We start from the raw sequence: 11,360 nt of genomic DNA, 5'->3' as shown, positions 1-11,360 counted from the left end.
CTGCTGGGCGCGGCCGCCGCGCTGCGCGACCGGCCGTTCACCGTGCCCAGCGCCCGGCTCACCGCCCTGGGCGCGGGCCTGCTGACCGCGCTCGCGATGCTGGCCTTCGGCTGCCTGGACGCGCTGCTGTTCTCCGGGTCGCCCACCGCGTACGGGGTGTTCTTCCTGCTGGCGTGCGCGGGCTGCGGGATGTGGGTACGGCCCGCCGACCTGTTCCCGGGGGCGATCGGGGTGCCGATCGCCTTCACGGCCGGGCTGCTGCCGATCAACGACGGCGGCGCGGGGTTCGCGGGTCAGGCGCTGGGCGTCTTCACCGCGCTGTCGCTGAACGCGGGCTGGCTCTACGCCGGTACGCTGCTCACCGCCGCGATCGTCCTCGTCCGCAAGATCGCCCTCATGGGGCGGCAGCGGCGGCGCCGTCAGCAGCGTCAGCCGCGGCCATCGCGGCACCCACGATCCCCGCGTTGTTCTGCAGCTGAGCCGGGACGATCTCGGCCCTGACGCCCTCGATCAGCGGCAGGAACTTGTGCGCCTTCCGGCTCACCCCGCCGCCGATCACGAACAGCTCGGGCGAGAACAGCATCTCCAGATGCGCCAGGTACGCCTGCACCCGGTGCGCCCAGTGCGGCCAGCTCAGGTCGTGGTCCTCGCGGACCTTGGTGGAGGCGCGCTTCTCCGCCTCGTGGCCGTCCAGCTCCAGATGGCCCAGCTCGGTGTTGGGCACCAGCCGACCGCCGGTGAAGACCGCGCTGCCGATACCGGTGCCGAGGGTGAGCACGATCACCGTGCCCCGGCGGCCGCGGCCCGCGCCGAAGGTCATCTCGGCGACCCCGGCCGCGTCCGCGTCGTTCAGCACGGTGACCGGGGCGCCCAGCCGCTCGCCGAGCACACCGGCGAGGTCGGTGCCGATCCAGCTCTTGTCGACGTTGGCGGCGGTACGGGTCGTCCCGTCCGTCACCACGCCCGGGAAGGTGACCCCGACCGGGCGGCCGGCCCAGCCGAAGTGCCCTGCGACCTCCACCACGCCGTCCACGACCGCCTCGGGCGTGGCCGGATGCGGGGTGAGGACCTTGTGGCGCTCCTCGGCGAGGTCGCCGCGGTCCAGGTCCACCGGCGCGCCCTTGATCCCGGACCCGCCGATGTCCACGCCGAATACGCGGGCGGCACCGTTTCCGTCGGTCACCGCTCCGCGCCGTCCGTCCCGGTGGCGGCGGGAGCCCCGGCCGTCGCAGCCGACGCGGACGCGGCCGCCTCGGACCGCAGGTCCCGGCGCAGCTCCTTGGGCAGCGAGAAGGTCATGGTCTCCTTCATGGGCTGCACGATCTCCACGTCCCCGTAGCCGCGCTCGGCCAGCCACTCCAGGACGCCGTCGACCAGCACGTCCGGTACGGAGGCGCCCGAGGTCACGCCGACCGTCGTCACGCCCTCCAGCCAGGCTTCGTCGATCTCGCTCGCGTAGTCGACCAGGTGGCCGTCCTTGGCACCGGCGCCGATCGCGACCTCGACCAGCCGCACCGAGTTGGAGGAGTTCTTGGAGCCGACGACGATGACCAGGTCGGATTCGGCGGCGACCTGCTTGATCGCGATCTGGCGGTTCTGGGTGGCGTAGCAGATGTCGTCGCTGGGCGGGCTGATGAGCTGCGGGAAGCGGTCCTGCAGCGCGTCCACGGTCTCCATCGTCTCGTCCACCGAGAGGGTGGTCTGGGACAGCCAGACGACCTTGGACTCGTCGCGGACCTCGACGTTCTTCACATCGCCCGGGCCGTCGACCAGGGTGACGTGGTCCGGCGCCTCGCCGCTGGTGCCGATGACCTCTTCATGGCCCTCGTGACCGATCAGGAGGATGTCGTAGTCCTCCTTGGCGAAGCGGACGGCCTCCTTGTGGACCTTGGTGACCAGCGGGCAGGTCGCGTCGATGGTGGCCAGCTTGCGCTGCGCGGCCTCCTCGTGGACCACCGGGGCGACACCGTGCGCCGAGAAGATCACGATGGAGCCCTCGGGCACCTCCTCCGTCTCGTCGACGAAGATCGCGCCCTTTTTCTCCAGGGTCTGGACGACGTACTTGTTGTGGACGATCTCCTTGCGCACGTAGATCGGCGCGCCGTACTGCTCCAGGGCCTTTTCGACGGCGATTACGGCACGGTCGACGCCCGCGCAGTAGCCACGCGGGGCAGCGAGCAGGACCCGGCGGGCGGAGGTTGCAGTCATGTCCCCCATCGTAGGGGCGATGACGACGGGCTCTGTCGGTGGTGGCCGATACGCTCGCGGGCATGGCTGTCAACACGTCCGCGGAAGCGCCGATCCCGGTCGGCGAGGTATCCCGGCTGATCGGGGGGTGGATCGACCGCCTCGGGGCGGTGTGGGTCGAGGGGCAGATCACCCAGCTGTCCCGGCGGCCGGGGGCCGGTGTGGTCTTTCTGACCCTGCGCGACCCCAGCTACGACATCTCGCTGACCGTCACCTGCTTCCGCGCCGTCTTCGACAAGATCGCGGACACGGTCTCGGAGGGCGCCCGGGTCGTCGTGCACGCCAAGCCGGAGTGGTACGCGCCACGTGGCCAGCTGTCGCTGCGGGCCGTCGAGATCCGGCCGGTGGGCGTCGGTGAACTGCTGGCGCGGCTGGAGCAGTTGAAGAAGGCGCTGGCGGCGGAGGGGCTGTTCGCCGCCGAGCGCAAGAAGCCGCTGCCGTTCCTGCCGCAGCTGATAGGGCTGGTCTGCGGCCGCGCCTCGGCCGCCGAGCGCGATGTACTGGAGAACGCCCGGCTGCGGTGGCCCGCCGTCCGCTTCGAGGTGCGCAACGTCGCGGTGCAGGGGACGCATGCGGTGCCGCAGGTGATCGAGGCGGTCAAGGAGCTTGACGCACTGCCCGCGGTGGATGTGATCGTGGTCGCGCGGGGCGGCGGCAGCGTGGAGGATCTGCTGCCGTTCTCGGACGAGCAGCTGGTACGGACGGTCGCGGCGTGCCGTACGCCGGTGGTCTCGGCGATCGGGCACGAGCCGGATTCGCCGCTGCTTGATCTGGTGGCGGATCTGCGGGCCTCCACCCCGACCGATGCGGCGAAGAAGACCGTGCCGGACGTGGGCGAGGAGCTGGTGCGCATCCAGCATCTGCGCGAGCGCGCGCTGCGCAGTGTGAACGGGCTGCTGGACCGCGAGGAGCGGGGTCTTGAGGCCGCGCTCGCCCGGCCGTGTCTGCGGCAGCCTCGGCGGATGGTGTCCGAGCGAGAGGAACAGATCGCGTCCGTGCTCGATCGGGGGCGGCGGTGTCTGGGGCATCTGCTCGACCGGGCGGACTCGGAGCTGGCCCACACCCAGGCCCGGGTGGTGGCCCTCTCCCCCGCCGCGACGCTGCGGCGCGGCTATGCGGTGCTGCAGCATGCCGATGGGTCGGTGGTGCGGGCGGCGGCCGAGGTGTCGGCGGATGAGGAGCTGCGGGCGCGGGTTGCGGAGGGGGAGTTCGCGGTGCGGGCTGTTGTTGGAGCGGGCGAGGGTGTCGGACCAGCTGAATAGGGTGAGGGGTATGGCGAAGACGGACGAGAAGGCCGACGGGCGGACCGGGGCTTCGGAGACGACGCTCGGGTACGAGCAGGCGCGGGACGAGCTGGTCGAGGTCGTGCGGCGGCTGGAGGCGGGGGGCACCAGCCTGGAGGAGTCGCTGGCGCTGTGGGAGCGGGGCGAGGAGCTGGCCACGGTGTGTCGGCGCTGGCTGGAGGGGGCGCGGGCGCGGCTGGACGCGGCGCTGGCCGAGTCCGGGGATGGCGGTACGGAGGGCGACGGCGAGGGCTGACGGGGCGGGGCGCCTGCGGCGGGCCTGTTCCCCACCCCGCCCCTTCCCGAAACCGGGGGCAAGCCCCCGGCCCCCGTTGCGGGGCTCCGCCCCGGACCCCGCCGGGGCTCCGCCCCTGGACCCCGCTCCTCAAACGCCGGAGGGGCTGGGGGTGGGGCATCACCGCCCCGGCGCCCCGCTCCTCAAACGCCGGAGGGGCTGGGTTGTGCCGACCGGGGCTGGGATTGAGCGACCTGGGCTGGGGAGCCGGGCGGTTGTGATTCGGAGCACCGTGGTCCGGTTTTAGTTGAAGATTAATATAAAACTCGTACAGTGGAGTCAGCGCACTCAATATCCCCACCATGACCAGGAGGTTTACCGTGACGACGCTCGCACTCGACCCGGCCGCCCAGGATCTGCTCTTCCGTGAGGCCCACACCGCCAACGCCTTCACCGACGAGCCGGTCTCCGAGGAGCAGGTGCAGGCCATCTACGACCTGGTGAAGTACGCGCCCACCGCCTTCAACCAGTCGCCGCTGCGCATCGTCCTGGTCCGCTCCGCCGAGGCGCGGGAGCGCCTGGTTCCGCACATGGCCGAGGGCAACCGGCCCAAGACGGCCTCCGCGCCGCTGGTCGCGATCCTCGCCGCGGACAACGAGTTCCACGAGGAGCTGCCCTCGCTCTTCCCGCACGCCCCGCAGATCAAGGACGTCTTCTTCAGCGAGCGCGACACCCGTGAGCAGGCCGCCGCGCTGAACGCCTCGCTGCAGGCCGGTTACTTCATCGTGGGCGTCCGCGCCGCCGGGCTGGCCGCCGGCCCGATGACCGGTTTCGACCCGGCCGGGGTCCAGAAGGAGTTCCTGGACGGCAACCACACCCCGCTGATGATCGTCAACATCGGCAAGCCGGGCGAGGACGCCTGGAAGCCGCGCAGCCCGCGCCTGGCCTACGACCAGGTGGTCACCACCGTCTGATCCACCCCGGTGATCAAATAGCAGCGCGCCCCTCGGCATCCGTGCCGGAGGGGCGCGCTGCTGTTCGTCAGCCCTTTTCGGCCTTCAGCACGGCCGCCATCTTCGCGAGCTGCCCGTGCGACGCCGTGCCGGTGACGACCGTGGTCACACCCGGTTCGCGGCGCACCAGGGCGTCGTACTTGTCGCCCTCGTAGCGGACCCACTCATGGCCGCCGATCTTCTGCTTGGTCTTCGTCTCCCGCGCCTGCTGGGTGACGTCCTCGATGAAGGGGACCGGCTTGCCGTCGCTCTGCTCGATCGCGATGTACTCCTCGTCCTGGTCGAGGAAGCCCAGATGCCAGGCCGCGCCCTTGTCCGGGGTGGTCTCGGGCTGGTACGTCACCGAGGTCGCGCGCCACCCCTTCGGCAGGCTGCTCTTCTCGGGGGCGGCCACCGGGTACGGCGCCGCCCGCCGGGCGGTGTCCACCTCCACCCGGTAGTCGACCGTCTGGACGCCCTTGCCCGGGTCACTGTCATCGTGCGGAATGCCGAAGACGTAGATGGCCGCCGCGACGACACCAATCACCGTCAGCGACAGGACCATGTCCCGCACCGTCTCTTTGCCACGCATACCTGCCACGCCCCCTATCGTCCCTCATCGCCTCTCGGCACCCGGCAACAGGGCCGCATCAGGGTGGCGCTCATGCGTGGGGTCCTCTGCTCACTTTCGCAATGAACGGATAAGGTCATGAGCACCCTCACTTTCCGGTTCGTCGCCGTACAGAAAGGTGCGCTCCGATGACCGAGCATCATCTGCCGTCCCAGCTCGAGGTCAGTCCCGCGGCTCCCGACCGCAACCTCGCCCTTGAGCTGGTCAGGGTCACCGAGGCGGGCGCCATGGCCTCCGGCCGCTGGGTGGGCCGCGGCGACAAGAACGGCGCGGACGGCGCCGCCGTGAAAGCCATGCGCTCCCTCGTCCACACCGTGTCGATGAACGGCGTCGTGGTCATCGGCGAGGGCGAGAAGGACGAAGCCCCGATGCTCTTCAACGGAGAGCGCGTCGGCGACGGCACCGGCCCCGAGTGCGACGTGGCCGTGGACCCGGTGGACGGCACCACGCTGACCGCCAAGGGCATGGCCAACGCCGTCTCCGTGCTCGCCGTGGCCGAGCGGGGCACCATGTTCGACCCGTCGGCCGTCTTTTACATGGACAAGCTGGTCACCGGCCCCGAGGCCGCCGAGTTCGTCGACATCACGGCGCCGCCCGGGGTGAACATCCGGCGGATCGCCAAGGCGAAGAAGTCCAGCCCCGAGGACGTCACCGTGGTGGTGCTGGACCGGCCCCGCCACGAGGGCCTGGTCAAGGAGATCCGGGAGGCGGGCGCCCGGATCAAGTTCATCTCCGACGGCGACGTGGCCGGTGCGATCATGGCGGTGCGCGAGGGCACCGGCGCCGACCTGCTGCTGGGTGTCGGCGGTACGCCGGAGGGCATCATCGCGGCCTGCGCGATCAAGTGCCTCGGCGGCACCATCCAGACCAAGCTGTGGCCCAAGGACGACGAGGAGCGGCAGCGCGCCATCGACGCGGGCCACGACCTCGACCAGGTCCTCCAGACCGACGACCTGGTCAGCGGCGACAACGTGTTCTTCGTCGCTACCGGCATCACCGACGGCGACCTGCTGCGCGGGGTGCGGTACCGCGCGGACACCGCCACCACGCAGTCGCTGGTCATGCGGTCGAAGTCCGGGACGATCCGGCAGATCGACTCCACCCACCGGCTGTCCAAGCTGCGCGCCTACGCGTCGGTCGACTTCGAGCGCCCGCGCTAGAACGCGTCACACGCGTCACACGTCGGATACGACACGGGCCGGGCTCCGCCGTATGGCGGGGCCCGGCCCGTGTCCCGAAGAATTCACCCGGCGGCGGCGACGCGCACGGCGCGCTGCAACTCCGCCTCGCGGCGACGGCGGCGGGCCAGCACCACCCGGCGCTCGGCCGCGGTCAGCCCGCCCCACACCCCGTACGGCTCGGGCTGGAGCAGCGCGTGCTCCCGGCACTCGACCATGACCGGGCAGCGCGCGCAGACGCGCTTGGCGGCCTCTTCCCGCGACAGCCTGGCAGCCGTGGGCTCCTTGGACGGAGCGAAGAACAGCCCGGCCTCGTCCCGGCGGCACACCGCCTCCGAGTGCCAGGGGCCGGCCTGTTCCCGAGCGGGGGTGCGCTGCGGGGGCACGGCGGCGTCCAGCAGGGGCTGATGCGGTTGCAGCACGGTCTACTCCTGACGACGGCTCCGGTGTTCACCCTTGCCCGCCTCCCGCCGTACGGCCCCCTGTGCACCCCCATCAGCCGTACGAGAGACGATGCACCAAGCCTTACCCGCTGTGCGCACGCTTATGCACACGGTTGCCCTGCCCGGAAATTCCGTATGCACAGCGGCTGTTCAGCCCTTATGACCTCAGGTTTTTCACACGTTTCCCGCGCTTCGGCTTGGCGTCGATCCCGCCGAAGAGCGCGAACCCGCTGACCCGGACCACCGGCGCGTCGGGGTCCGGAGCCTCGCGTTCCGCGACGTCCACGCCGCCGAACACGCCGGAGCCCGAACCGTGCAGCGAGACGTTCTCCGGGACCTTGATGTCCACACCGCCGAACACGGCCCAGGCCTGGATGACGATCTCCCGCTGCTCGAAGACCGCCTCGGTGAGGTCGATCTCGACGCCGCCGAAGACCGCGAAGGCGTGGGTACGGCTGCGGGGCCGCCAGCGGCCCTTGCGCACGGCACTGCCGAACACCGCGATCAGGTTCTCCGGGCTGGAGACGGCGTCGGGCGCCGCGCCGGAGGGCAGGCCCGCGGTGGCCCGGGCCGGGCCCGCGGGCACGTCCCGTACCAGGGGCTCCAGCTCGCCGAGGGTCTTGGCGCGGTAGACGGCGTCGATCCGCTCGGCGTGCTCCTCGGGTTCGAGCCGCCCCTCGGCGAGGGCCTCCCGCAGGATGTCCGCGACCCGGTCGCGATCCGCGTCGGACGCACGGATCTCCGCCTCGGTGACGGGCGTGGGAGGGGACTTCGTCAGGGGGACCGGCTGCTGCGCTTGCTGCTCATCCACACCTGGCAGCGTACCCAGTCGCGATAGATCGCGACTAGTGGTGTGCGGCGACACGATATGCGGCGGCACACCTCTACTGAGCCTTACCTCACAAGCCCCGGCTCCCCCGCCCCGTTCTACGCTTATGCACGCGCTGTCGACGAAGTCAGCCGTAGTCCCCCGTCGAGTAAGGAATGGCCGCGATGCCAGAGTTTGCCTATTCGGACCTGCTGCCCCTGGGAGAAGACCGGACGACGTACCGTCTGGTGACCTCCGAGGGCGTGAGCACCTTCGAGGCCGACGGGCGCACCTTCCTCAAGGTCGACCCGGAGGCGCTGCGCCAGCTCGCGGCCGAGGCGATGCACGACATTTCGCACTATCTGCGCCCGGACCACCTCGCGCAGCTGCGCCGCATCCTCGACGACCCCGAGGCCAGCGCCAACGACCGCTTCGTGGCGCTGGACCTGCTGAAGAACGCCAACATCGCGGCGGCCGGGGTGCTGCCGATGTGCCAGGACACCGGCACCGCCATCGTCATGGGCAAGCGCGGCCAGAACGTGCTCACCGAGGGCGGCGACGAGGAGGCCCTGTCGCGCGGTGTCTACGACGCGTACACCAAGCTCAACCTGCGCTACTCCCAGATGGCCCCGCTGACCATGTGGGACGAGAAGAACACCGGCTCCAACCTGCCCGCGCAGATCGAGCTGTACGCGACCGACGGGGGCGCCTACAAGTTCCTCTTCATGGCCAAGGGCGGCGGCTCGGCGAACAAGTCCTTCCTCTACCAGGAGACGAAGGCGGTGCTGAACGAGGCATCGATGATGAAGTTCCTGGAGGAGAAGATCCGCTCGCTGGGCACCTCCGCCTGCCCGCCCTACCACCTGGCGATCGTGGTCGGCGGCACCAGCGCCGAGTACGCGCTGAAGACCGCGAAGTACGCCTCCGCGCACTACCTGGACGAGCTGCCCGCCGAGGGCTCCCCGACCGGGCACGGCTTCCGCGACCAGGAGCTGGAGGAGAAGGTCTTCGAGCTGACGCAGAAGATCGGGATCGGCGCGCAGTTCGGCGGCAAGTACTTCTGCCACGACGTACGGGTCGTCCGGCTGCCCCGGCACGGCGCGTCCTGCCCGGTCGCGATCGCCGTCTCCTGCTCGGCCGACCGCCAGGCGCTCGCGAAGATCACGCCGGAGGGCGTCTTCCTGGAGCAGCTGGAGACCGACCCGGCGCGCTACCTCCCGGACACCACCGAGGAGGAGCTGACCAAGGGCGCGGGCCCGGACCTGGACGCGGTCGCCATCGACCTCAACCGGCCCATGGACGACGTCCTGGCCGAGCTGACCAAGCACCCGGTCAAGACCCGGCTCTCGCTGACCGGCACGCTGGTCGTCGCCCGCGACATCGCGCACGCGAAGATCAAGGAGCGGCTGGACGCGGGCGAGGAGATGCCGGAGTACCTGAAGAACCACCCGGTGTACTACGCGGGCCCGGCCAAGACGCCGGAGGGGTACGCCTCCGGTTCGTTCGGGCCGACCACGGCGGGCCGGATGGACGCGTACGTCGAGCAGTTCCAGGCGGCCGGTGGCTCGAAGGTCATGCTGGCCAAGGGCAACCGCTCCCAGCAGGTCACGGACGCGTGCGCCGCGCACGGCGGCTTCTACCTGGGCTCGATCGGCGGCCCGGCGGCGCGGCTGGCACAGGACTGCATCAAGAAGGTCGAGGTCCTGGAGTACGAGGAGCTGGGCATGGAGGCGGTCTGGCGGATCGAGGTCGAGGACTTCCCGGCGTTCATCGTGGTGGACGACAAGGGGAACGACTTCTTCACGGACCCGGGTCCGGCCCAGCCGTTCGTGACCAGCATCCCGGTCCGGCCCGGCGCCTGACCGGTACGTAGGCGGATGGCCCCCGGTCGTGACCGGGGCCATCCGGCGTTCAGCCGGAGAGGGTCGCCTCGAAGGCTCCCGGGCGCTGGGGGACGCCGCTGCACGCCGTACTCGGGGCAGCAGCGGTCTGTTCGGGGGCCGCGGCGCCCGCGCCCTCGGAGGCGCACGGACGGTCTCGTTCCGCCGACCACATCGACAGCCGCCCGATGCCCTTGCGGGCCGCGAAGCGGGCGAGTCCGGCCGCGTCCTCCAGGGTGAAGACCTCGCCGGTCACGTCGTTGACCCCGATCATCGGCGTCACGGCCAGGGTCTTCCACGCGGCGGCGTCGGACAGCCCGAGCACCCGGCGGACCTTCTCCTGGGCGGCGGTGGCCGCCTGGATGGCGTAACGGCCCATGTCGCCCGTGTGGTCGCCGCTGTAGTTCATGGCCATGACGTTGACCGACGAGACGGTGACGCCCTCCCGCCGCGCCGCCGTCAGCTGGGCGAGGGCGCCTGGGGTCAGCCCGTCCGGCATGGCGGGCAGCGTGAAGGAGACGTTCAGCCCCTCGTGGGTGCGCTGGACCAGGGCGATGGCCTGGGCCCGGCGGGCGGTGGCGGCGACGTCGGCGAGGGCGTCGCCCTCGATGTCGAAGTCGGCCCGGATGATGCCGTAACGCTCGATCACCTCGGTGTACGCGGCGGCGAGTTGCGAGGGGTCCTCGCAGGCCGTCCCCAGCTCCGTGCCGTCGGCGCCGCCGAAGGAGATCCGTACGTCGCCACCGGCCCGCCGGGTGGCCTCGATACGGGCCGTCAGCGCCGGGTCGTCGAACGGGATGCCGCTGTCCCACGCCGGGGTGCAGCCGTCACCCGATACGACGAAGCCCAGCGTGAATTCCTTGACGCCGCGCGCCGCCGCGGCGGGCATGTCGTAGCGCGAGCTGGCCCAGGCGCTGACGTACGGCACGAAGTCGGCGGGGGGCGGCTCCGGGCGGGGGGCGGCGTGCGAGGTCGCGTGGTCCGGGTCGGACGACCGCTCGCTGCCCGCCCAGACGGCGATGGTGGCGCAGAGCACGGCTCCGGCCATGGCGATTCCGCTCATGCGGGGGCTGGCCTTCAATCGCACGCGCTCTTCCTTCCGCTCCGGGGTGAGGGATGACCTCCCCGCCAACCTCGCATATTCGATTAAAAGTGACGGACTATGACACACCGCATGTTTGACACATAGGTTGTATGTCGTATTTTCTGCACTAGCCTCTGACGCATGGATCATCAGTCAGATGTGGCCGAGCGTGCGCCCTCGCGTCCCGTCCGCTCCGACGTGGCCGGGAGAGGGCCCGTGTTCGTGGACCTCTCCGGGCGCCGCGGCCGGCTGATGCGGCACGCGGGCGCGCTCGCGGGGGCTGTCTGCTTCGGCTATTCGGCGGTCCTCGGGATGGGGTTCGCGGGCGGTACGGCCATCGCTCCCGAGACGCTGATCCCGGGACGCCCCGTCACCACCGAGGCGTTCGGCCGGGAGCCGAAGGTCGCCCCGGAAGGGCACTCCGGCGGTCGTGACGACGCGTATGAGCACCCGTCGGGAGACCACCACCCCCGGTATCGCCACGACGGCCCGGACCATCCCCTTGCGCATCCGCCCGCGCACGTACGCCCCGCGGGCGGCCGGAAGCCCACCGCGCTCGCCCGGCCCGCCCCGCCCCAG

General features: G+C 71.0%; 12 protein-coding genes and 1 pseudogene. 7 read left to right on the top strand and 6 right to left on the bottom strand.

Going from position 1 to position 11,360, the window contains the following annotated elements; genetic code table 11:
- Nucleotides 1-501, top strand: a 501-nt coding sequence (locus ACFV9T_RS41975; RefSeq protein WP_385448981.1) for a DUF6542 domain-containing protein, incomplete at its 5' end; no start/stop codon positions are given.
- Here ACFV9T_RS41975 and ppgK read toward each other — a convergent pair.
- Nucleotides 395-1,183 carry a polyphosphate--glucose phosphotransferase gene (ppgK, locus tag ACFV9T_RS41970; protein ID WP_385448979.1) on the bottom strand — a complete coding sequence of 263 codons (789 nt, stop codon included), beginning with the start codon at nucleotides 1,181-1,183 and terminating at the stop codon, nucleotides 395-397. The genes ACFV9T_RS41975 and ppgK overlap by 107 nt on opposite strands.
- Complete coding sequence (locus ACFV9T_RS41965; RefSeq protein WP_385448976.1) at nucleotides 1,180-2,217, bottom strand: 4-hydroxy-3-methylbut-2-enyl diphosphate reductase; 1,038 nt, start codon at nucleotides 2,215-2,217, stop codon at nucleotides 1,180-1,182. Before ACFV9T_RS41965 ends, ppgK begins: the two co-directional genes overlap by 4 nt.
- A gap of 53 nt (nucleotides 2,218-2,270) precedes the next feature.
- Here ACFV9T_RS41965 and xseA point away from each other — a divergent pair, with 53 nt between their 5' ends.
- From xseA to ACFV9T_RS41950, 3 genes are all read left to right on the top strand, one after another.
- On the top strand, nucleotides 2,271-3,509 hold the full coding sequence (xseA, locus tag ACFV9T_RS41960) for an exodeoxyribonuclease VII large subunit (RefSeq protein WP_385448974.1): 1,239 nt from the start codon (nucleotides 2,271-2,273) through the stop codon (nucleotides 3,507-3,509).
- Nucleotides 3,510-3,519: 10 nt separating this feature from the next.
- Entirely contained in the window at nucleotides 3,520-3,786 is a 267-nt protein-coding gene (locus ACFV9T_RS41955; RefSeq protein ID WP_385448971.1) for an exodeoxyribonuclease VII small subunit, read from the top strand.
- Nucleotides 3,787-4,145: 359 nt separating this feature from the next.
- Nucleotides 4,146-4,739 carry a malonic semialdehyde reductase gene (locus ACFV9T_RS41950; protein ID WP_385448969.1) on the top strand — a complete coding sequence of 198 codons (594 nt, stop codon included), beginning with the start codon at nucleotides 4,146-4,148 and terminating at the stop codon, nucleotides 4,737-4,739.
- Nucleotides 4,740-4,806: 67 nt separating this feature from the next.
- On the opposite strand, the gene ACFV9T_RS41945 is transcribed toward ACFV9T_RS41950, so the two are convergent.
- The gene (locus ACFV9T_RS41945) at nucleotides 4,807-5,349 is read right to left on the bottom strand and encodes a DUF4245 domain-containing protein (protein WP_385448983.1); all 543 of its coding nucleotides are present in this window, start codon (nucleotides 5,347-5,349) and stop codon (nucleotides 4,807-4,809) included.
- 167 nt (nucleotides 5,350-5,516) lie between these two features.
- Between ACFV9T_RS41945 and glpX the strand changes: the two genes are divergently transcribed.
- On the top strand, nucleotides 5,517-6,548 hold the full coding sequence (gene glpX / locus ACFV9T_RS41940; protein ID WP_385448967.1) for a class II fructose-bisphosphatase: 1,032 nt from the start codon (nucleotides 5,517-5,519) through the stop codon (nucleotides 6,546-6,548).
- 83 nt (nucleotides 6,549-6,631) lie between these two features.
- On the opposite strand, the gene ACFV9T_RS41935 is transcribed toward glpX, so the two are convergent.
- The gene (locus ACFV9T_RS41935; protein WP_361477790.1) at nucleotides 6,632-6,988 is read right to left on the bottom strand and encodes a WhiB family transcriptional regulator; all 357 of its coding nucleotides are present in this window, start codon (nucleotides 6,986-6,988) and stop codon (nucleotides 6,632-6,634) included.
- Between the two features lie 178 nt (nucleotides 6,989-7,166).
- Nucleotides 7,167-7,820, bottom strand: coding sequence for a DUF1707 domain-containing protein (locus tag ACFV9T_RS41930; RefSeq protein WP_385448966.1), 654 nt, complete (start codon nucleotides 7,818-7,820; stop codon nucleotides 7,167-7,169).
- A 182-nt stretch (nucleotides 7,821-8,002) separates the two neighbouring features.
- Between ACFV9T_RS41930 and ACFV9T_RS41925 the strand changes: the two genes are divergently transcribed.
- Nucleotides 8,003-9,679, top strand: coding sequence for a fumarate hydratase (locus ACFV9T_RS41925; RefSeq protein WP_385448964.1), 1,677 nt, complete (start codon nucleotides 8,003-8,005; stop codon nucleotides 9,677-9,679).
- Between the two features lie 49 nt (nucleotides 9,680-9,728).
- Here the strand turns inward: ACFV9T_RS41925 and ACFV9T_RS41920 are convergent, their stop codons facing one another.
- Complete coding sequence (locus ACFV9T_RS41920) at nucleotides 9,729-10,784, bottom strand: chitinase (protein ID WP_385448962.1); 1,056 nt, start codon at nucleotides 10,782-10,784, stop codon at nucleotides 9,729-9,731.
- A 138-nt stretch (nucleotides 10,785-10,922) separates the two neighbouring features.
- Between ACFV9T_RS41920 and ACFV9T_RS41915 the strand changes: the two are divergent.
- A pseudogene (locus tag ACFV9T_RS41915) lies at nucleotides 10,923-11,360 on the top strand (hypothetical protein); the annotation flags it as partial.

It is taken from the genome of Streptomyces sp. NPDC059850 (genome assembly GCF_042731515.1).
GTDB lineage: Bacteria > Actinomycetota > Actinomycetes > Streptomycetales > Streptomycetaceae > Streptomyces.
The sequence above is the reverse complement of the archived record's forward strand: the minus strand, read 5'-3'. Positions and strand labels throughout refer to the sequence as shown.

What these genes read in the sequence shown, in the direction of transcription:
- xseA (WP_385448974.1), top strand. Translation starts at nt 2,271, where the DNA reads ATGGCTGTCAACACGTCCGCGGAAGCGCCGATCCCGGTCGGCGAGGTA.
- ACFV9T_RS41955 (WP_385448971.1), top strand. Translation starts at nt 3,520, where the DNA reads ATGGCGAAGACGGACGAGAAGGCCGACGGGCGGACCGGGGCTTCGGAG.
- ACFV9T_RS41925 (WP_385448964.1), top strand. Translation starts at nt 8,003, where the DNA reads ATGCCAGAGTTTGCCTATTCGGACCTGCTGCCCCTGGGAGAAGACCGG.
- ACFV9T_RS41945 (WP_385448983.1), bottom strand. Translation starts at nt 5,349, where the DNA reads ATGCGTGGCAAAGAGACGGTGCGGGACATGGTCCTGTCGCTGACGGTG.
- glpX (WP_385448967.1), top strand. Translation starts at nt 5,517, where the DNA reads ATGACCGAGCATCATCTGCCGTCCCAGCTCGAGGTCAGTCCCGCGGCT.
- ACFV9T_RS41965 (WP_385448976.1), bottom strand. Translation starts at nt 2,217, where the DNA reads ATGGGGGACATGACTGCAACCTCCGCCCGCCGGGTCCTGCTCGCTGCC.